The sequence below is a fragment of the Mycobacterium sp. genome, from assembly GCF_004298145.1.
Classification (GTDB): Bacteria; Actinomycetota; Actinomycetes; order Mycobacteriales; family Mycobacteriaceae; genus Mycobacterium.
Map to the genome: position 1 here is coordinate 1 of NZ_SCRH01000003.1, position 19,852 is coordinate 19,852.

Genomic DNA, 19,852 nt, shown 5'->3' on the forward strand with positions numbered 1-19,852 from the left:
CGTGGGCCGCGATCGTCACCGGGGGTGTTCGATCTGCCCGGTTCCTCCGCCGCCCGCCTCGTGGGCCGCGATCGTCACCGGGGGTGTTCGATCTGCCCGGTTCCTCCGCCGCCCGCCTCGCGGGCCGCGATCGTCACCGGGGGTGTTCCAACTGTGTGCGGCCAAACCCGCGGTGTGCTCCGTGCGGAATGCCGCTCGTCGGGAAACTTCCTGTCGTGGGGAACTTTCTGTGTGGGGAAGCTCCGTTGCGACCCCAGTAACTAACCGATACCCACCCTAGTCTTCGGTCACACCCCGCCAAGGGAAGCGAACGAAAAGCGGTGTTCCCACCGCAGTGCGCGGGCCGGAATCCTCAGTAAGGTAGGGACGCGTGAAAGCCCTCCGCCGGTTTACCGTCCGTGCTCACCTTCCCGAGCGTCTGACCGCGCTGGACCAGCTGTCGACCAACCTGCGTTGGTCGTGGGACAAGCCGACCCAGGATTTCTTCGCGACCATCGACCCGGACCTATGGCAGCGGTGCGGCAGCGACCCGGTGGCGTTGCTGGGCGCGGTCAACCCGGCCCGGCTCGACGAGCTGGCGATCGACCAGACATTCCTTCGCCGGCTCGATGAACTGACCGCCGACTTGAACGATTACCTGAGTCGCCCGCTGTGGTATCAGCAACAGCGGGAACAAGGTGCCGAAATGCCGGACGCCGTCGCCTACTTCTCGATGGAGTTCGGCATCGCCGAAGTGCTGCCCAACTACTCCGGTGGCTTGGGAATCCTTGCCGGTGACCACCTGAAGTCCGCATCGGACCTGGGTGTGCCGCTGGTGGCCGTGGGCCTCTACTACCGCTCCGGCTACTTCCGGCAGTCATTGACCGCCGACGGCTGGCAGCACGAGACTTACCCGTCGCTGGACCCGCAGGGGCTGCCGCTGCGGCTGCTGACCGATGCCACCGGTGATCCCGCCCTGGTCGAGCTGATGCTGCCGGACTCCGCGCAGTTGCGCGCCCGGATCTGGGTTGCGCAGGTGGGCAGGGTTCCGCTGCTCTTGCTCGATTCCGACGTCCCCGAGAACGAGCATGATCTGCGCGGCGTCACCGACCGCCTGTACGGGGGTGACCAGGAACACCGGATGAGGCAGGAGATCCTGGCCGGCATCGGCGGGGTGCGGGCGATCCGTGCCTTCACCGCCATCCACGGCATGCCCGCGCCCGAGGTGTTCCATATGAACGAGGGGCACGCGGGGTTCCTCGGCGCGGAACGCATTCGCGAGCTGATGACCGGTCCGGGCTTGGACTTCGACACCGCGCTGGCGGTCGTGCGCTCGAGCACCGTGTTCACCACCCACACGCCGGTGCCCGCCGGCATCGACCGTTTCCCCCTCGACATGGTGCGGCTGTACTTCGACGACGATCGTGGCTCCGAAGACGAATCGGAATCCGGCCAGAAAGGCGCGACAGCAGATGCCACGAGCGCGCCCATGTTGCTGCCCGGGGTGCCGACGGCGCGCATCCTGGCGCTCGGAGCCGAGGATGACCCGGCCAAATTCAACATGGCTCATATGGGCCTGCGCCTGGCCCAGCGGGCCAACGGGGTCTCGTCGCTGCACGGCCGGGTGAGTCGGGCCATGTTCAACGAACTGTGGCCCGGATTCGACACGAACGAGGTGCCGATCGGGTCGATCACCAACGGAGTTCACGCGCGCACCTGGGCGGCGCCGCAATGGCTGCAGCTGGGCCGCGAGCTGGCCGGGTCGGATTCGTTCAGCGATCCCGGGGTGTGGCTGCGCCTGAAGGAGGTCGATGCGGGCCATCTGTGGTGGATTCGCTCGCAGCTGAGGTCACTGCTGATCGACGACGTGCGGTGCCGGCTGCGCCGATCATGGCTGGAGCGCGGCGCATCGGACGCCGAGTTGGGTTGGATAGCAACGGCTTTCGATCCCGAAGTGCTGACCATCGGGTTCGCTCGGCGGGTGCCGACGTATAAGCGGTTGACGCTGATGCTGCGCGACCCACACCGGCTGGAGCAGCTGCTGCTGGACACGGAACAGCCGATCCAGCTGATCGTCGCCGGCAAATCGCACCCGGCCGACGACGGAGGCAAAGCGTTGATCCAGCAGGTGGTGCGCTTTGCCGACCGGCCGGAGGTGCGGCACCGGATCGCGTTCTTACCCGACTACGACATGTCCATGGCGCGGCTGCTGTACTGGGGCTGCGACGTCTGGCTGAACAACCCGCTGCGGCCGTTGGAGGCCTGCGGCACTTCGGGAATGAAGAGCGCACTCAACGGCGGGCTGAACCTGTCCATCCGCGATGGCTGGTGGGATGAATGGTACGACGGCGAAAACGGTTGGGAGATACCGTCTGCCGACGGTGTGGCCGACGAGGGGCGTCGCGACGACCTGGAGTCCAGTGGGCTCTACACGCTGCTCGAGGGAGCCGTCGCACCGAAGTTCTACGAGCGTGACGAACACGGGGTGCCGCCACGGTGGATCGAAATGGTGCGCCACACCGTGCAAACGCTCGGTCCGAAGGTCCTCGCCTCCCGCATGGTGTGCGACTACGTCGAGCAGTACTACATACCCGCGGCGCGATCGCTGCGCAAGACGATCGCGCCCGCCGACGGCGCCGAAGCCGGCGGCGAGTTCGGCGCCGCCCGCGAGCTGGCCGCCTATCGCCGGCGCGCCTACCAGGCATGGCCGAAGATCGTGATCACCGACGTCGACAGCACCGGCCTGCCGGACACTCCGGTGCTCGGCTCCAAGCTGACCCTGACCGCCACCGTGCAGCTGGCCGGGCTGGCGCCCGACGAGGTCACGGTGCAGGCGGTGGTCGGCCGGGTCGACGCCAGCGACGCGCTGCTGGAGCCGGTCACCGCCGAGATGTCGTATACCGGTACCGCCGAGGGAGGCAACCAGGTGTTCTCGACGACAACGCCGCTCCCGCTGGCGGGATCGGTCGGATACACGGTGCGTGTGCTGCCGCAACATCCGCTACTGGCGGCCGGCAACGAACTCGGTCTGGTCACCCTGGCCCGCTAGGCCAGACCCCTCAGGCCGACAGACCCTGTTCCGAGCCGGCACGCAGCCGCTGCAGCGCCTCGCGCACCTGTGTCCCGTTGGTGGTCTGCCAGAACGGCGGCAGCGAGGCTCGCAGATAGCCGCCGTAACCGGCGGTGACCATGCGTGAGTCGAGCACCGCGACCACCCCGCGGTCGGTGACGCGGCGCAACAGCCGGCCCGACCCCTGCGCCAGCAGCAGCGCCGCGTGGCTGGCGGCGACGGCCATGAAGCCGTTGCCGCCGCGCGCGGCGACCGCGCGCTGCCGGGCGCTCAGCAGGGGGTCGTCCGGGCGGGGGAACGGGATGCGGTCGATCAGCACCAACGACAGCGACGGCCCGGGCACGTCGACGCCCTGCCACAGCGACAGCGTGCCGAACAGCGAGGTCTGCGGCTCGGCGCTGAACTGCTCGACCAGCGCCGACGTGCTGTCGTCGCCCTGGCACAGCACCGGCGTCGACAGCCGTTCGCGCATGGCCTCGGCGGCCGCGCGGGCCGCCCGCATCGACGAGAACAACCCCAGGGTGCGCCCGTCGGCGGCGGTGACGAGCTCGGCGATCTCGGCCAGCTGTTCGGCCGAGCCAACGCCGTCGCGCCCCGGTGGGGGCAGGTGCGCGGCCACGTACAGGATTCCGGCCTTGGCGTGCTCGAATGGCGAACCCACGTCCAGGCCGCGCCAGCGTGCGTCGCCGTCGTCGTTCGTGCCGGCGGTCAGGCCCCACGCCGCGGCCATGGCATCGAATGACCCGCCGATCGTCAGGGTCGCCGACGTCAACACCACCGTCGAACGCGCGAACACGCGCTGGCGCAGCAGGCCGGCGACCGACAGCGGGGCCACCCGCAACACCGGGCGCGGTGAGCCCCGGTTCTCCTCGTGCTCCAGCCAGACCACATCGGTGCGGTCGGGGATGGCCGGGCCGAACGAGGCCAGCACGCGTGACGCGGTGTCCGAGATTTCACTCAGTGCCGCAACGGCTTCGGCGCGTGCCGACGCCGCCTTGGGGTCTTTCGTGCTGTCGATCGCGGAGCGCGCCGCGCTCGCCACGTCGCGCAGCGACGTCAGGTAGGTCGCCAACTCCTCGTCGAGACGATCGATGCGGCCCGGCGTGCCGTCGTGAATGGCCGCGGCGAAGCTGGCCGTCGTCGCGTCGAGGCGCCGGATCAACTCCGGGCTCGCCAACCGGCTGATCCGCCGCGAGGCGACACCGAGGGCGGCCGACGTCAGCTCCGCGGTGGCCACCGAGGTCACCCGGTCCACCAACTCGTGTGCCTCGTCGACGACCAGCAGCGTGTGCTCGGGCAGCACCGCCGACTCGGCCACCGCGTCGATGGCCAGCAGCGCATGGTTGGTGACCACGACATCGGCGCGGCCGGCCTGACCACGCGCCCGCTCGGAGAAGCATTCGGCGCCGAACGGGCAGCGAGCGACCCCGATGCATTCCCGCGCGGAAACACTGACCTGCGACCAGGATCGGTCGGGAACGCCGGGCTTCAAATCGTCGCGGTCACCGGATTCGGTGGTCGACGCCCACTCGGTGAGCCGTTGCACATCGCGGCCCAGGGCGCTGACCGCGATGGGGTTGAAGAGTTCCTCCTGCGGCCGGTCGTCGGCTTCGTCTCCGTCGGCCGCGCCGCCGTTGTGGATCTTGTTCAAGCACAGATAGTTTCGTCGCCCTTTGAGTAACGCGAACCGCGGGCGGCGCGGCAGCGCATCGGCCAGCGAATCGATCAACCGGGGCAGATCGCGATCGACCAGCTGGCGCTGCAGCGCGATGGTGGCCGTCGACACGACAACGGGGGAGTCGTCGTTCAGAGCGTGCACGATCGCGGGCACCAAATAGGCGAGCGACTTGCCGGTGCCGGTGCCGGCCTGTACGACCAGGTGCTCGTCGGTCGCGAAGGCCTGCGCCACCGCGGCGGCCATCTCCTGTTGGCCGCCGCGTTCACTGCCGCCGAGCGCGGCCACGGCGGTGGCCAGCAGCTCAGGCACGGACACGGACACGTCGGACGTGGTCACTCCCTTGGTCAGGCCCGGATCTGCATCGTCGTGACCGCGGGTTCGCCATGCGACAAATTCAATCCCTCCCACGGCAGACTGCGCAGCCCGGAAGCTACCAGCTCGCGCGCCGCGCCGATGTTCGGTTTGGACACCAACTCCCCGCCGCGGACCAGCGGGATGGTCAACACCCGCGCCGGTTCACCGACGTCGGGCTGCTGGCCGGCCGGATACAGGATCTCCTCGGTGATGATGCCCGAGCTGCGCGAGGTGCGCAGCGCCTCCTTACGCCCGCCGCGGGATTCCTTGTGGCTGCTGCGCTTCTGCACCACCAGGCCGTCCACTTCGACGAGCTTGTAAACCATGTTCGCCGTGGGCGCGCCCGAGCCCGTCACCAGCGACGTGCCGACGCCGTAACTGTCCACCGGCTCGGCGGCCAGCGCGGCGATGGAGAACTCGTCGAGGTCACCGGAGACCACGATGCGAGTCCGGGTGGCTCCCAGCTCGTCGAGCTGCTGACGCACCTGGCGGGCCAGCACCCCCAGCTCACCGGAGTCGATGCGCACCCCACCGAGGCCGGTGCCGGCGGCGGTCACGGCGTTGGCCACCCCGGTCGTCACGTCATAGGTATCCACCAGCAGGGTGGTGTCGACGCCGAGCGCCTCAACCTGTGCCCGAAAGGCCGCCAATTCGGTCGATTCCGTGGGGGTGTCGGTGCGCGCGTGCAGCATGGTGAACGCGTGCGCGGAGGTGCCCTCGGCCGGTATTCCATAGCAGCGCCGGGCCTCCAGGTTGGAGGTTGCGGCGAAGCCGGCGATGTAGGCGGCACGGGCCGCGGCGATCGCCGCGTGTTCATGGGTTCGCCGTGATCCCATCTCGATCAGCGGGCGCCCCCTGGCCGCGCTCACCATCCGGGCGGCGGCGGACGCGACCGCGGTGTCGTGATTGAAGATGGACAGCGCCAGCGTTTCGAGCACCACGCATTCGGCGAATGTCCCGTTCACCGACAGCACCGGGGATCCGGGGAAATACAGCTCGCCTTCGGCGTAGCCGTCGATGTCACCGCCGAACCGAAAATCACGCAAGTACCGCAACGTATCTGGGTCGAGGAATTGCCCCAGCGACTGGCAGGCCTCGTCGTCGAAGGTGAACTGCGGCAGCGCCTCGAGCAGCCGGCCGGTTCCGGCGACCACGCCGTAACGACGCCCTTCGGGAAGGCGGCGGGCAAAGAGTTCGAAGGTGGTCCGGCGATTGGCGCTGCCGTCCCGCAACGCTGCCGCTAACATCGTCAACTCGTACTTGTCGGTCAGCAGCCCAGTGACGACCGGGTCGTTCATTCCATAACGGTATCGGCTGCCATCTGGGCTCGGTAACGTCGTGCATCCCTCGGTATCGTGTACGCCATGGTTGTTATGTCAGCGCCCACCAAGCCGGGCACTACAGGACAACGCGAGTCCGCGCCGGTAGAGGTCACGGCGAGTCCCTGGGTCACGATCGTCTGGGATGACCCGGTCAACCTGATGACCTACGTGACATACGTGTTGCAGAAGTTGTTCGGCTACAGCGAGCCGCACGCCACCAAACTGATGCTGCAGGTGCACAACGAAGGAAAGGCCGTGGTGTCCGCCGGCAGCCGGGAGTCCATGGAAGTCGATGTGTCCAAGCTGCACGCCGCGGGTTTGTGGGCGACGCTGCAGCAGGACCGCTGAAACTCGAGGCGCTGGCGATTTCCTGTGCGCAAATGGAAGCGCGTCGAGACCGCGGACGGTCCCCGTTTTCGGTCCGCCCTGGCGTCCCATGAGGCAGCCCTGCTCAAAAATCTGGCCACCGCGATGATCGGCTTGCTCGATGAGCGTGAATCTTCCTCGCCGGCAGACGAACTCGAGGAAATCACCGGCATGAAGACCGGCAACGCCGAACCGCCGAAAGATCCCACGCTGCGCCGGCTGCTGCCCGACTTTTACCGAGACGACGGCAAGGACGCCACGCCCCCCGATGCCGCGGACAGCCTGAACGCCGCGCTGCGCAGCCTGCATGAGCCGGGCATCGTCGACGCCAAACGCGTTGCCGCACAGCGGTTACTGAGCACGGTCCCCGAGGATGGTGGCCGGTTCGAACTGAGCGAGGAAGACGCAAACTGTTGGATCGCGGCGGTCAACGACATCCGGCTGACGTTGGGAGTCATGCTCGAGGTCGGACCGGAGGGCCCGGAGCGGCTGCCGGCCGATCATCCACTGGCCGTGCACTTCGACGTGTATCAGTGGCTGACGGTCCTGCAGGAGTACCTGGTGCTGGTGCTGATGGGGTCCCGTTGACCGTGACGGGCGCCGGATGAACGCGATCACCGACGTCGGTGGCATCCGCGTCGGCCACTATCAGCGGTTGGATCCTGACGCCTGCTTGGGAGCCGGCTGGGCGTGCGGCGTCACCGTGGTGCTCCCCCCACCGGGGACCGTCGGCGCCGTCGATTGCCGCGGCGGCGCGCCCGGCACCCGGGAGACTGACCTGCTGGACCCGGCCAACACCGTGCGGTTCGTGGACGCGGTGCTGCTCGCCGGGGGCAGTGCCTACGGCCTCGCCGCCGCCGACGGTGTCATGCGCTGGCTGGAGGAACACGAACGTGGCGTGGCGATGGGCGAGGGCGTGGTGCCCATCGTGCCGGGAGCGGTGATCTTCGATCTGCCGGTCGGTGGCTGGCAGTGCCGCCCGACGGCCGAGTTCGGCTACCTGGCCTGCGCGGCCGCTGACGAGGGCACAGGGGGCGCAGCGATGGGTGTCGGGACCGTCGGCGCCGGGGTGGGGGCCCGGGCGGGAGCGCTCAAGGGCGGGGTCGGGACCGCCTCGCGGGTGCTGCCGAACGGTGTGACCGTCGCAGCGGTGGCCGTGGTGAACTCCGCGGGCGAGGTCGTCGACCGGGCCACCGGTTTGCCGTGGATGGCGGACTCGATCCGGGAGTTCGGACTCCAACCGCCGCCGCCCGCGCAGGTCGAAGCGTTCGCTCAGTTGCGGTCCGCGTCGGACCCGCTGGACAACCCCCTCAACACCGTCATCGCGGTGGTTGCCACCGACGCCGCCCTGAGTGCGGCGGCGTGCCGGCGGGTGGCCATCTCCGCGCACGACGGCCTGGCGCGCAGCATCCGCCCGGCGCACACGCCGGTCGACGGGGACACGGTGTTCGTCCTGGCCACCGGGGCGGTCGAAGTCGAGCCCCCCGCCGATGCGCCGGCCGCGTTCTCTCCGGAGACGCGGCTGGTCGCCGAGGTCGGTGTCGCCGCGGCCGATTGCTTGGCACAAGCGGTGCTGGGCGGCGTGCTGGCCGCCGAATCGATCGCTGGAATACCGAGCTTCCGCGACGTGCTGCCCGGCGCGTTGGGCCGATGAGGAACCGGCCGAACGCCGCGCCGGTAGCCTTGACGGTGCTGGAAACACGCTGGAAGGGCAGCCATGGGTAAGACCGCTCCGAGAGCACCCGCCGCCCAGACGAAAAAGCGGTCCACGGCGATGGTGGGCGCTGCCACGATCCTCACCTTCGTCGCGTTGCTCTACCTCGTCGAGCTGATCGACCAGATGACCCGGCATTCGCTGGACGCCAACGGCATCAGGCCACTGGAGACCGACGGCCTGTGGGGCATCGTCTTCGCACCGGTATTGCATGAGAGCTGGCAGCACCTGATGGCCAACACCGTGCCGCTGCTCGTCCTGGGCTTCCTCATGACGCTGGCCGGGCTGTCCCGGTTCGTCTGGGCGACCGCGATCGTGTGGATCCTGGGCGGCTTCGGCACCTGGCTCATCGGCGACGTCGGCAGCAGCTGCGGCCCCACCGACCACATCGGGGCTTCCGGGCTGATTTTCGGCTGGCTGGCCTTCTTGCTGGTGTTCGGGATATTCGTCCGCCGGATGTCCAACATCATCATCGGGCTGCTCGTCATGTTCGTCTACGGCGGCGTCCTGCTCGGCGCCATGCCGGTGCTCGGCCTGTGCGGCGGCGTGTCCTGGCAGGGCCACCTGTGCGGGGCGGTCGCCGGCGTCGTGGCCGCCTATCTGTTGTCTGCGCCGGAACGCAAGGCACGGGCGGGAAGGACGGCCGGCGCCGTGTCGCCGCGGCCCAAGACATGAGCTCACCACTTGCGCCGGTGGGGGTCTTCGACTCCGGTGTCGGGGGACTCACCGTCGCGCGGGCGATCATCGACCAGTTGCCCGACGAGGACATCATCTACGTCGGCGACACCGGCCACGGACCCTACGGCCCGTTGACCATCCCCGAAGTCCGTGCGCACGCGTTGGCCATTGGGGACGACCTTGTCGGCCGCGGCGTCAAAGCGTTGGTCATCGCCTGCAACACGGCGTCCGCGGCCTGTCTGCGGGATGCTCGCGAACGCTACGACGTGCCCGTCGTCGAGGTGATCCTGCCCGCGGTGCGCCGCGCGGTCGCCACCACGCGCAACGGACGCATCGGCGTCATCGGCACGCAGGCGACCATCAACTCGCACGCCTATCAGGACGCGTTCGCCGGCGCCCGCGACACCGAGATCACCGCGGTGGCCTGCCCGCGGTTCGTCGACTTCGTCGAGCGCGGCGTGACCAGCGGGCGTCAGGTGCTCGGATTGGCCGAGGGCTACTTGGAGCCGCTACAGCGGGCGCAGGTCGACACGCTGGTGCTCGGATGCACGCACTACCCGCTGTTGTCGGGGCTCATCCAATTGGCGATGGGTGACAACGTGACGTTGGTTTCCAGCGCCGAGGAAACCGCCAAGGAAGTGCTTCGGGTGCTGACCGAACGGGACTTGCTTCGCCCCCATGATGCGTCGCCCGCGACTCGGGTCTTTGAAGCCACCGGCGACCCCGACGCATTCACCAAATTGGCCGCGCGATTCCTCGGTCCCGCCGTGTCCGGAGTCCAGCCCGTTGAGCAGGTGCGCGTTGATTGACGACCGGGCGGGATTCTGGTGGCACGAATGCGACGATGTTTTCGTCATGGTCCGATCGGGCATGGCACAGTAGTGTCCGTGCGAATAACCGTGCTCGGCTGCTCCGGCAGCGTGGTGGGTCCGGATTCGCCTGCGTCGGGTTATCTGCTTCGGGCACCGGACACTCCGCCACTGGTCATCGACTTCGGCGGGGGCGTTCTCGGCGCGCTGCAACGCTATGCCGATCCCGGTTCCGTGCATGTGCTTTTGTCGCATTTGCACGCCGACCATTGTTTGGATTTGCCCGGACTGTTCGTATGGCGGCGCTACCACCCGACGCGCCCGCTCGGTAAGGCGTTGCTGTACGGGCCCGGCGATACCTGGTCGCGGTTGGGCGCGGCGTCGTCACCCTACGGCGGTGAGATCGACGATTGTTCGGACATCTTCGACGTTCGCCATTGGGTCGACGGCGAGCCGGTGACGATCGGGGCGGTGACGGTGGTGCCGCGAGTGGTGGCTCATCCGACCGAGTCCTACGGCTTGCGGATCACCGATCCCTCGGGCGCATCGTTCGTCTATAGCGGTGACACCGGCGCCTGCGATCAGCTCGTCGAGTTGGCTCGTGATGCCGATGTTTTTCTCTGCGAGGCTTCCTGGACGCACTCGGCGGACCGTCCGCCCGCGCTGCATCTGTCGGGCACCGAGGCCGGCCGCGCCGCGGCCGAGGCCGGTGTTCGCGAACTGCTGCTCACCCATATCCCACCGTGGACCTCGCGTGAGGATGTGATCAGCGAGGCGAAGGCGGAGTTCGATGGCCCCGTGCATGCGGTGGTGTGCGGTGAGACGTTCGATATCCGCCGCTCCGAAAGGGTCTGAGGACACCACGTTAGGGTTGGCGTCGTGACGAGACGAGAAGACGGCCGCCTTGACGACGAACTTCGGCCCGTGGTCATCACCCGCGGTTTCACTGATCACCCCGCCGGTTCGGTACTGATCGAATTCGGCCACACCAAGGTCATGTGCACCGCCAGCGTGACCGAGGGCGTGCCGCGTTGGCGCAAGGGGTCGGGTCTGGGGTGGCTGACCGCGGAGTACGCGATGTTGCCGTCGGCGACCCACACGCGCTCGGATCGCGAATCGGTGAAGGGCCGGCTGTCGGGACGCACCCAGGAGATCAGCCGGCTGATCGGGCGGTCGCTGCGGGCCTGCATCGACCTGGCGGCCTTGGGGGAGAACACAATCGCCGTCGACTGTGACGTGCTGCAGGCCGACGGGGGCACCCGCACCGCGGCCATCACGGGTGCGTTCGTGGCGTTGGCCGACGCGGTGACCTACCTCGGGGCGTTGGGGAAGCTGTCGGATCCCCGGCCGTTGTCGTGCGCCATCGCGGCGGTCAGCGTCGGCGTGGTCGACGGCAGGGTCCGGGTGGACCTGCCCTACGAGGAAGACGCCCGCGCCGAGGTGGACATGAACGTCGTCGCCACCGACACCGGCACCCTCGTCGAGGTTCAGGGGACCGGTGAAGGGGCGACCTTCCCGCGTTCGACACTGGACAAACTGCTCGACGTTGCGCTGGCCGCCTGCGACAAGTTGTTCGCCGCCCAGCGCGAGGCGCTGCAGCAGCCATACCCCGGTGTGCTCCCGGAGGGGGCTCCGGTGCCGAAGGCGTTCGGCAGCTGACCCGCCTATCGGTCGCCACCTGAATTGAGCAGTTCGAGTCCGCGGGCGGCAGCGTTGCCATTGTCGTCGACGCAAAGTGGTCGGCCAGAGTCGCGCACAATACCGTTATGGTAAACTAATTCACGGCAACTAAGGTTTGCCAAAGCATATTTCACCGCATTTCTAGGATCAATTCATGGTTAGTCGACCCGGCCCCCTTGAACACGCTTTCCTGAATACGCCGTGGTGGGCGATGGGGCAGACGACGCACGCACATGCGGAACCGCGCATCAACGAAGTGGCGACCCGTGCAAGGGCAGGCTTGCTGAATATTATCTCGGCAATCACGATCGCATTATTGCTTATGCGTCCGGAAACCGATCCGGTGATCATCGTCGGTCCCTTCGTGCTTTTTGATATGTTGGCTGCCGCGGCTACCGGATTAACTCCATTCAGCCCGACTGGAATTCTCGGCACGGCGTTGACGATGGGCGTTCGTCCGGTGTGGAAACCAACGCGACCAAAACGGTTCGCATGGTTGCTCGGTGCCGGTTTAGCGGCGACGTGTCTTGCCATGCGCCTGTTAGAAGCGTCGCCGGTAGCGCTGGCCGCTGTTGTTGCGGTCTGCTTTGTGCTGACGTGGTCGGAGGCCACGTTGGGATTTTGTGTGGGTTGTTATATGCACAAATTGATTTGGGGTTGTCAAGACTGCGAAATCCCTTATGTGAGGGAAATAGATTCCCGTCGGCCGGCAATAAATCAAGACAGTCCGGCAATAAACTTGGAAAGTCGCGCGTAGGTCCCGGAGCCGGCTCGCGGCCGCGAGCCGCAGACGACGGCCGCGCCCAGTGATCGTATGACGGGGTAACACATTGCGCCGCGTTCGGCGGCGTTGTAAAACCTTATGACTCGGAATGTCCTCGACGGCGCAAGAGTCACGTCGCCGGGCTGAGCCGCGGGCGAAGGTCGCGCGGCGATTCGGGCTAATTTGTTTGGCGCGTGCGTAGGTAGCTCTCGCGGAGGTGACGGCATGTTTCGGAGTAAGCGATGACCCGCCTACTGGTCGCCAGCCGCAACCCGAAGAAGCTGGCCGAGTTGCGCCGGGTGCTCGATGCCGGCGGCCTGACGGGATTGACGTTGGTGTCGCTCGACGATGTGGCCCCGTTCGAGGAGGCGCCGGAGACGGGTGCGATCTTCGAGGAGAACGCGTTGGCCAAGGCGCGGGACGCGTTCAGTGCGAGCGGGTTACCCAGTGTCGCAGACGATTCCGGGCTGGAGGTGGCCGCGCTGGGCGGCATGCCCGGGGTGCTGTCGGCGCGTTGGTCGGGCAACCACGGCGACGACGGCGCGAATACCGCGTTGCTGCTGGCGCAGATGCGCGACGTGCCCGACGAGCGGCGCGGCGCGGCGTTCGTGTCCGCCTGCGCGCTGGTGTCGGCCTCCGGTGAGGTCGTCGTCCGCGGCGAGTGGCCCGGCAGGATTGCCCGCCAACCGCGCGGCGATGGCGGCTTCGGCTATGACCCGGTGTTCGTGCCCAACGGGCACGATCGCACGGCGGCGGAGCTGAGCCCGGTGGAGAAGGACGCGGACTCGCATCGCGGTCGGGCGCTGCGGCTGCTGTTGCCGGCGCTTCAGACGCTGGCCTCCGACGGCTGAACCGCGGTACTCCGCGGCGCGTTGGCAATACCCGTCACACCAGACGCTGCGCAGGGTGACTGGCGAAGTGCCCGCCTCATAGCGACAACGAGTCGTCCGCTCGCGTTGTCGCTATGAGGCGGGCATTCCGGGTGCCGCCCCCGGGAGCCACGCTTGTGGCCGATGTGACTCACAAACCGAATTGGGCTTTGACGTCCCTGGTTTGGAAGTGCTCGACGATGATGCCGAGCAGTGGGATGGTGCCGGACAGCAGCACGCCGACCGTCTTGCCGATCGGCCAGCGGACCTTGACCGCCAGATTGAACGCGGTCAAGACGTAGATGAAATAGACCCAGCCGTGAACCACTTCGATCCACCGGATCTCGTGGTCGAAGACCAGGTGCGAGACGATCTCGTAGCACAACGCGATGAGCCACAGGCCCGTCGTCCAGGCCATGATCCGGTAGCCGAGCAAGGCGGTGCGGATCTTGTCGACCGGCGCTGCGGGCACTGGTCCTCGGGGCGTCTCCGGTGTGGTCATGCGGTTGTCCTCTTTTGTTTTTCGGCATCTTGCGCGGCGAGTTCGGCCAGGTAGTCGTTGTACTCCCGCAGTGCCGGATCGTCGGGTGTCTGCGGTGTGGGCTTGGGTCGCTCGGGCAGCAGCCCGGCGGGTATCTCCGTCACGGCCCCGGCGCTGCGCGGCTGTGGTGGTTCCTCTTCGTAGCGAACGAATTTGCGGTACGCGTACACGCAGAACCACGCGAACAGCGGCCATTGCAGTGCGTAGCCGAGATTCTGAAATGAGCCGGAGACGGATTGGAACCTGGTCCACTGCCACCAGCCCAGGGCCAGGCAGCCGCACGCCGCGACGATCACCAGGGCGATCAACGCGGATCTGCGACGGTGTGTAGTGGACACCCCTCGACCGTACCGCTCGGGATTTGGGCCCGGCGAATTCGTCGAGCCGGGCGATGGCTCGACCTGGTCCGAGGGATCCCGGCGGTATCATCGGCACGCCGCGGGCGTGGCGAAATTGGCAGACGCGATGGTTTTAGGTGCCATTGCTCGAAAGAGCTTGAGGGTTCGAGTCCCTCCGCCCGCACTGTTCAACACCGGAGACGGAAATCTTGCGCGGTGTAAGCGTCAAACCCTCGATGCCGGGTACATGGAACCCACAGGACACAGGGGAGGCGCTATGCCCACCGCAAACAAGCCGTCACCACGAGGTGAAAAGCGTTTAGCGCAGAAGATGTCGAGCTCGCGGAACGCCGAGTCGCCGCGGCCCGGGAACGCGCCGCGTGCGCGGGATTGTCCGCGGCGCACAGCCTCGAGGAATCGGCGGTCCAGCACGAGCGGATCGCCAAGGTGCAAGACTGCTGCGTCGCACAAGGCGTGCCCCACCCGGATGTGCACCGCAGGGTCTGCGAGCGAGCACCGCCAAGCGGCGGCCGAGGACCACAAGCTGGCCGAGCTCAAGCGGGAGGAATCCGAAGCGGACCTGGCCGCCGGCGCCGGCCGCTGACCGGTGTGGCTCAGTCCGCCACGAAGCGGGCGCGGACCTCCGGTGCGGGCAATGGACAACTGTCGTACCTGCCGAAGACCCGATACCGGATCGCGGCGAACCGATCGTAGAGCCAGTCGCGCACGGGCGTCGGCACGAGACGGGCGACCTTGAGCACCCTCCACGGTCCGCCCAGATAGTCCACCACGCGCAACGCGGCCTCGGACCGGACGGCCACGCGCTCCGAGGGCCGGCCGGGGTCATCGACGAACACCACCGAGTCGACGTCTCCGATCTCCGGGTGCCGCTTGACGATCGCCTTGGCGAAGACGCTCTCCAGGGCTGCGAAGCGCAGCGGACCGGCGGGGTCGAGGCGAAGTATCGTGCGCACCGACCGGTTGCACACACCGCAGACACCGTCGTACAGGAGCACCGGCGCCGCTGAGTCACCGCTCATGTTTCCCAGGTTACTGACGGCCGCCGGGGATTGACAGGCACCGAGGTTGACCTTTGGTAAGGCAACCCTTAGTTTGTGGGGTAACGTACCAAGCCGTGACCAGCCGGCCGGTGACCCGTGGCAGGGTGCCGCCCGCGCGAAGGCTGCCGCAGGTGTCGAATTCACACTTCGTGCGGCCCCCGCTGGCCGCGCCGATCCGTGGCGGGGTGGCGGTGATCCCGCCGGGGCGTCGGATCGGCGAGGCCGCCGGCGCGCGGAGCGCCGCGAGAGAGGACCGCTAATGGCACGCGGAATCCAGGGTGTGATGTTGCGCAGCTTCGGCGCGCGTGACCACACCGCGACGGTGATCGAAACCGTCCGGATCGCGCCGCACTTCGTGCGCGTGCGTATGACGTCGCCGACGCTGTTCGAAGACGTGGATGCCGAACCGGCCGCATGGCTGCGGTTCTGGTTCCCGGACCCGGACGGATCGAAAACGGAGTTCCAGCGCGCCTACACGATTTCGGAGGCGGACGTTGCGGCCGGGCGCTTCGCGGTCGACATCGTGCTGCACGATCCCGCCGGACCGGCGTCGCTCTGGGCGCGCACCGTAAAGCCCGGCGCCACCATCGCCGTCATGGCGCTGATGGGTTCGTCCCGGTTCGACGTGCCCGACGAGCAGCCGGCCGGATATCTGCTCATCGGTGACTCGGCGTCCATCCCGGGAATGAACGGGATCATCGGCGTCGTCCCCGACGACGTCCCGATCGAGATGTACCTCGAAAAGCACGACGACAACGACACATTGATCCCGATCGCGCAGCACCCCCGGCTGCGACTGCATTGGGTCGCACGCCACGACGAGAAATCCCTTGCCGCGGCGATCGAAAGCCGAGATTGGTCCGACTGGTACGCGTGGGCGACGCCAGAGGCCACGACACTCAAGCAGGTGCGGACCAGGCTGCGCGACGAATTCGGCTTTCCCAAATCCGAGGTACACGCCCAGGCCTACTGGAGTGCCGGGCGTGCGATGGGCACCCGCCGCGGTGATGAACCCGAGGGCTCTGAAAATGCCACGCCCACCGTCGCTCCGGAAGAGGTTGCGGCGCAGCTGGAGTCGGCTCAGCAGGTTCCCGACACGACGCCCACCCCGGTGTCTCGCGGAAACTGGCGTGCCCAGGCCGCCGGGCGATTGCTCGCGCCGCTGCGGTCGGCGCTGATCTTGTCGGGCGTATTGCAGGCGGTGATCACGCTGGTGCAACTGGCGCCGTTCGTGCTGCTGGTCGAGCTGGCCCGGCTCCTGGTATCAGGGGCGCCCGCATCCCGGCTGTGGAACATCGGCATCGCCGCGGTGTCGCTGCTGGGTTTGGGGGCCTTACTCGGTGCCGCCCTCACCCTCTGGCTCCATGTTGTCGATGCACGATTCGCCCGCGATCTGCGTTCGGGATTGTTGCGCAAGCTGTCTCGGCTACCGCTGGGCTGGTTCACCGCCCGCGGGTCAGGCTCGATCAAACAGCTGCTACAGGACGACACGCTGTCCCTGCACTACCTGGTCACTCACGCCATCCCGGATGCGGTCGCCGCGGCCGTCGCGCCCGTTGCGGTGCTGGTCTACCTCTTCGTAGTCGACTGGCGGGTGGCGCTGGTGTTGTTCGCGCCCGTCCTGGTCTACCTGGTGCTGACGTCGTCCCTCACGATTCAGTCGGGCCCGCGCATCCCGCAGTCGCAGCGCTGGGCGGAGACGATGAGCGGCGAGGCCGGCGCCTACCTGGAAGGCCAGCCGGTGATCCGCGTCTTCGGCGGTGCCGCCGCGTCGAGTTTCCGGCGCCGCCTGGACGAATACGTCGGCTTCCTGGTCGCCTGGCAACGCCCGCTGGCCGGCAAAAAGACGTTCATGGATCTGGTCACCCGCCCCTCGACCTTCCTGTGGCTCATCGCGGCCACCGGCACCCTGCTGATCGTCGGGGGCCGGATGGATCCGGTGAACCTGCTGCCATTCTTGTTGCTAGGCACCACCTTCGGCGCGCGACTGCTCGGAATCGCCTACGGCCTGGGCGGCATCCGCGTCGGCATGTTGGCTGCCCGGCGACTGCAGAACACGCTCGACGAACCCGAACTCGCCGTGCGCGACCAAGGTGAACCCAACGGGGAATCGTCGAAGGCGGTGGTGTTCGACAACGTCGGTTTCGGTTACCGCCCGGGCGTCCCGGTGATCCACGACGTGTCGTTGACCTTGCGGCCCGGCACCGTCACCGCGCTGGTCGGACCGTCTGGATCAGGCAAGTCGACGCTGGCCGCCCTGCTGGCCCGGTTCAACGACGTCGACCAGGGTTCGATACACGTTGGGGGACAGGATATTCGGTCGATGACCGCCGACCAGCTCTACGCCCAGGTCGGATTCGTGCTGCAGGAAACGCAGTTGGTGCACGGCACCGTGGCCGAAAACATCGCGTTGGCCGTGCCCGATGCCACCGCGGCACAAATCGAACAGGCGGCGCGCGAGGCGCAGATCCACGACCGCATCATGCGGCTGCCGGACGGCTACGACACCATGCTGGGCGCCGGTAGCGGCCTGTCCGGCGGGGAGCGCCAACGCCTCACCATCGCCCGCGCGATCCTGGCCGACACCGGAGTTCTCATCCTCGACGAAGCCACCGCGTTCGCCGACCCGGAATCGGAATATCTTGTGCAGCAAGCACTCAACCGTTTGACGCAGGACCGCACCGTGCTGGTGATCGCCCATCGATTGCACACCATCACCCGGGCGGACCAGATCGTCGTGCTCGACCACGGCCGCATCGTCGAACGCGGCACCCACGACGAGTTGCTGGCCGCCGACGGCCGGTACCGACGGCTATGGGAGAGCGGCCGCCGCGACCAGGTGACCGCCGGCGCGGCCGGGGAGGGTGCCCGATGATTCGCACGTGGTTGAGCCTGGTCCCGGTGGATCGCCGCAACCGGGTCATCGCCTACACGGTGCTGGCGTTGATCTCCGTCGTCGTGCGGGCGGTGGCCACCGTCCTGCTGGTCCCCCTGGTGGGGGCGTTGTTCGGTGACGTCCCGCAGCGCGCGATGGTCTGGCTGGGCTGGCTGACCGCCGCAACCGTGGTGGGCTGGGTGATCGACACCGCGACAGCGCGCATCGGCTTCAACCTGGGTTTCGCCGTGCTGGACCACAGCCAGCATGACGTGGCGGACCGCCTGCCCGGCGTGCGGCTGGATTGGTTCACCGCCGAGCACACCGCGACGGCGCGCCAGGCGATCGCGGCGACCGGCCCGGAACTCGTCGGCCTCGTCGTCAACCTGCTCACACCGCTGATCTCGGCCGTGCTGCTGCCCGCCGCCATCGCGGTGGTCCTGTTGCCGGTCTCCTGGCAGCTGGGCCTCGCCGCCCTGGGCGGCCTGCCGCTGATGTTGGGCGCGCTGTGGGCGTCGGCACGCCTGGCGCGTCGCGCCGATTCCACCGCGGCCGAGGCCAACAGCGCGCTCACCGAACGGATCATCGAATTCGCCCGAACCCAGCAGGCGTTGCGCGCCGCGCGGCGCGTCGAGCCGGCCAGAAGCATGGTCGGCGACGCGCTGGCCGCACAGCACGGCGCGACCATGCGCCTGCTCTCCATGCAGGTCCCGGGCCAGCTGCTGTTCAGCCTCGCCAGCCAGCTGGCCCTGATCCTGCTGGCCGGCGCGACCACCGCGCTGACGGTGAACGGAACGCTCACGGTGGCCGAGGCCATCGCATTGATCGTCGTCATCGTGCGCTACCTCGAGCCGTTCACCACCATCAGCGAGTTGGCGCCGGCGCTCGAAAGCACCCGCGCCACGCTCGACAACATTCGTGCCGTGCTCACCGCACCGCTGATGAACGCCGGCGCCGCGACACTGTCGGGCGCCGCGGCGCCGCGTATCGAATTCGACGACGTCGTGTTCGGGTACCCAGCTGTCGGTGGTACCACCGACCTGGTGCTCGACGGGGTGAGCTTCTCCTTGGAGGCGGGAGGCACGACGGCGATCGTCGGACCGTCCGGGTCGGGCAAGAGCACCATCCTGGCGCTGATCGCCGGGCTGCACGAGCCCACCCGCGGCCGGGTGCTGATCGACGGCGTCGACGCGGCGACCCTGGACGCCGAAGCGCGGCGCGCGGCAAGCAGCGTCGTGTTCCAGCATCCCTATCTGTTCCACGGGTCGATCCGCGACAACGTGTTCGCCGGAGACCCCGGCGCCGCCGATGACCGGTTCAGGCGGGCGGTGACGCTCGCGCGCGTCGACGAGCTCGTCGCAAGGCTGCCCGACGGCGCCGGCAGCGTCGTCGGTGAAGCCGGCTCGGCCCTCTCCGGCGGTGAACGGCAGCGCGTCAGCATCGCCCGCGCGTTGCTCAAACCCGCACCGATACTGCTGGTAGACGAGGCGACCAGCGCGCTGGACACCGAGAACGAAGCCGCCGTGGTCGACGCGCTCACCGCCGACCCGCAATCGCGCACCCAGGTGATCGTTGCGCACCGTTTGGCCAGCATCAGCCACGCCGACCGAGTCCTGTTTCTCGACAACGGGCGGGTGGTCGAGGACGGTACGGTCGACGAATTGCTCGCTGCGGGCGGTCGTTTCGACGAATTCTGGCGGCAGCAGCACGAGGCAGCCGAATGGCGCATTCTGGCCGAGTAGATTGCCACGGCTG

General features: G+C 67.9%; 18 protein-coding genes, 1 tRNA gene and 1 pseudogene. 15 read left to right on the plus strand and 5 right to left on the minus strand.

Going from position 1 to position 19,852, the window contains the following annotated elements; all coding sequences use genetic code 11:
• The first annotated feature begins 370 nt into the window (after positions 1–370).
• The gene (gene glgP, locus EPN51_RS00575) at positions 371–3,028 is read left to right on the plus strand and encodes an alpha-glucan family phosphorylase (RefSeq protein WP_293034905.1); all 2,658 of its coding nucleotides are present in this window, start codon (positions 371–373) and stop codon (positions 3,026–3,028) included.
• A 10-nt stretch (positions 3,029–3,038) separates the two neighbouring features.
• Here glgP and EPN51_RS00580 read toward each other — a convergent pair whose 3' ends face one another.
• Positions 3,039–5,063, minus strand: coding sequence for an ATP-dependent DNA helicase (locus EPN51_RS00580; RefSeq protein ID WP_293034907.1), 2,025 nt, complete (start codon positions 5,061–5,063; stop codon positions 3,039–3,041).
• 8 nt (positions 5,064–5,071) lie between these two features.
• Positions 5,072–6,379, minus strand: a complete 1,308-nt coding sequence (locus EPN51_RS00585; RefSeq protein ID WP_293034909.1) for a nicotinate phosphoribosyltransferase — start codon at positions 6,377–6,379, stop codon at positions 5,072–5,074.
• A 66-nt stretch (positions 6,380–6,445) separates the two neighbouring features.
• Between EPN51_RS00585 and clpS the strand changes: the two genes are divergently transcribed.
• The 9 genes from clpS (at position 6,446) to rdgB (ending at position 13,264) form a co-directional block, all read left to right on the plus strand.
• The gene (gene clpS, locus EPN51_RS00590) at positions 6,446–6,751 is read left to right on the plus strand and encodes an ATP-dependent Clp protease adapter ClpS (RefSeq protein ID WP_293034911.1); all 306 of its coding nucleotides are present in this window, start codon (positions 6,446–6,448) and stop codon (positions 6,749–6,751) included.
• 24 nt (positions 6,752–6,775) lie between these two features.
• A complete protein-coding gene (locus EPN51_RS00595) occupies positions 6,776–7,357 on the plus strand; it encodes a DUF2017 domain-containing protein (RefSeq protein ID WP_293034913.1) in 582 nt (193 codons plus the stop codon).
• A gap of 16 nt (positions 7,358–7,373) precedes the next feature.
• Positions 7,374–8,423 (plus strand): P1 family peptidase, encoded by a 1,050-nt coding sequence (locus tag EPN51_RS00600; RefSeq protein ID WP_293034915.1) that lies wholly within the window; start codon positions 7,374–7,376, stop codon positions 8,421–8,423.
• Between the two features lie 63 nt (positions 8,424–8,486).
• A complete protein-coding gene (locus EPN51_RS00605) occupies positions 8,487–9,158 on the plus strand; it encodes a rhomboid family intramembrane serine protease (RefSeq protein ID WP_293034917.1) in 672 nt (223 codons plus the stop codon).
• The gene (gene murI / locus EPN51_RS00610; RefSeq protein ID WP_293034919.1) at positions 9,155–9,970 is read left to right on the plus strand and encodes a glutamate racemase; all 816 of its coding nucleotides are present in this window, start codon (positions 9,155–9,157) and stop codon (positions 9,968–9,970) included. Before EPN51_RS00605 ends, murI begins: the two co-directional genes overlap by 4 nt.
• Positions 9,971–10,042: 72 nt before the next feature.
• Positions 10,043–10,825, plus strand: coding sequence for a cyclic nucleotide-degrading phosphodiesterase (locus EPN51_RS00615; protein ID WP_293034921.1), 783 nt, complete (start codon positions 10,043–10,045; stop codon positions 10,823–10,825).
• A gap of 24 nt (positions 10,826–10,849) precedes the next feature.
• Complete coding sequence (gene rph / locus EPN51_RS00620) at positions 10,850–11,629, plus strand: ribonuclease PH (protein WP_293034923.1); 780 nt, start codon at positions 10,850–10,852, stop codon at positions 11,627–11,629.
• 175 nt (positions 11,630–11,804) lie between these two features.
• Complete coding sequence (locus tag EPN51_RS00625) at positions 11,805–12,407, plus strand: DUF4395 domain-containing protein (protein WP_293034925.1); 603 nt, start codon at positions 11,805–11,807, stop codon at positions 12,405–12,407.
• Positions 12,408–12,655: 248 nt separating this feature from the next.
• A complete protein-coding gene (gene rdgB, locus EPN51_RS00630) occupies positions 12,656–13,264 on the plus strand; it encodes an RdgB/HAM1 family non-canonical purine NTP pyrophosphatase (RefSeq protein ID WP_293034927.1) in 609 nt (202 codons plus the stop codon).
• Between the two features lie 169 nt (positions 13,265–13,433).
• On the opposite strand, the gene EPN51_RS00635 is transcribed toward rdgB, so the two are convergent.
• Positions 13,434–13,784, minus strand: coding sequence for a DUF3817 domain-containing protein (locus tag EPN51_RS00635; RefSeq protein WP_293034929.1), 351 nt, complete (start codon positions 13,782–13,784; stop codon positions 13,434–13,436).
• Positions 13,781–14,161, minus strand: a complete 381-nt coding sequence (locus EPN51_RS00640) for a hypothetical protein (RefSeq protein WP_293034931.1) — start codon at positions 14,159–14,161, stop codon at positions 13,781–13,783. Before EPN51_RS00640 ends, EPN51_RS00635 begins: the two co-directional genes overlap by 4 nt.
• A 100-nt stretch (positions 14,162–14,261) precedes the next feature.
• Between EPN51_RS00640 and EPN51_RS00645 the strand changes: the two genes are divergently transcribed.
• Positions 14,262–14,345 (plus strand) — tRNA-Leu (locus EPN51_RS00645).
• Positions 14,346–14,408: 63 nt separating this feature from the next.
• A pseudogene (locus EPN51_RS28935) lies at positions 14,409–14,765 on the plus strand (hypothetical protein).
• A gap of 10 nt (positions 14,766–14,775) precedes the next feature.
• On the opposite strand, the gene EPN51_RS00650 reads toward EPN51_RS28935, so the two are convergent.
• Positions 14,776–15,201 (minus strand): DCC1-like thiol-disulfide oxidoreductase family protein, encoded by a 426-nt coding sequence (locus EPN51_RS00650; RefSeq protein WP_293034933.1) that lies wholly within the window; start codon positions 15,199–15,201, stop codon positions 14,776–14,778.
• 95 nt (positions 15,202–15,296) lie between these two features.
• Here EPN51_RS00650 and EPN51_RS00655 point away from each other — a divergent pair, with 95 nt between their 5' ends.
• The 3 genes from EPN51_RS00655 to EPN51_RS00665 are packed head-to-tail and all read left to right on the plus strand — an operon-like array spanning position 15,297 to position 19,839.
• Positions 15,297–15,482, plus strand: coding sequence for a hypothetical protein (locus EPN51_RS00655; RefSeq protein WP_293034935.1), 186 nt, complete (start codon positions 15,297–15,299; stop codon positions 15,480–15,482).
• Positions 15,482–18,097, plus strand: coding sequence for an ABC transporter ATP-binding protein/permease (locus tag EPN51_RS00660; RefSeq protein ID WP_293034937.1), 2,616 nt, complete (start codon positions 15,482–15,484; stop codon positions 18,095–18,097). Before EPN51_RS00655 ends, EPN51_RS00660 begins: the two co-directional genes overlap by 1 nt.
• Positions 18,094–19,839, plus strand: a complete 1,746-nt coding sequence (locus EPN51_RS00665) for an ABC transporter ATP-binding protein (protein WP_293034939.1) — start codon at positions 18,094–18,096, stop codon at positions 19,837–19,839. The genes EPN51_RS00660 and EPN51_RS00665 overlap by 4 nt, the downstream gene beginning before the upstream one ends.
• Positions 19,840–19,852 lie beyond the last annotated feature (13 nt).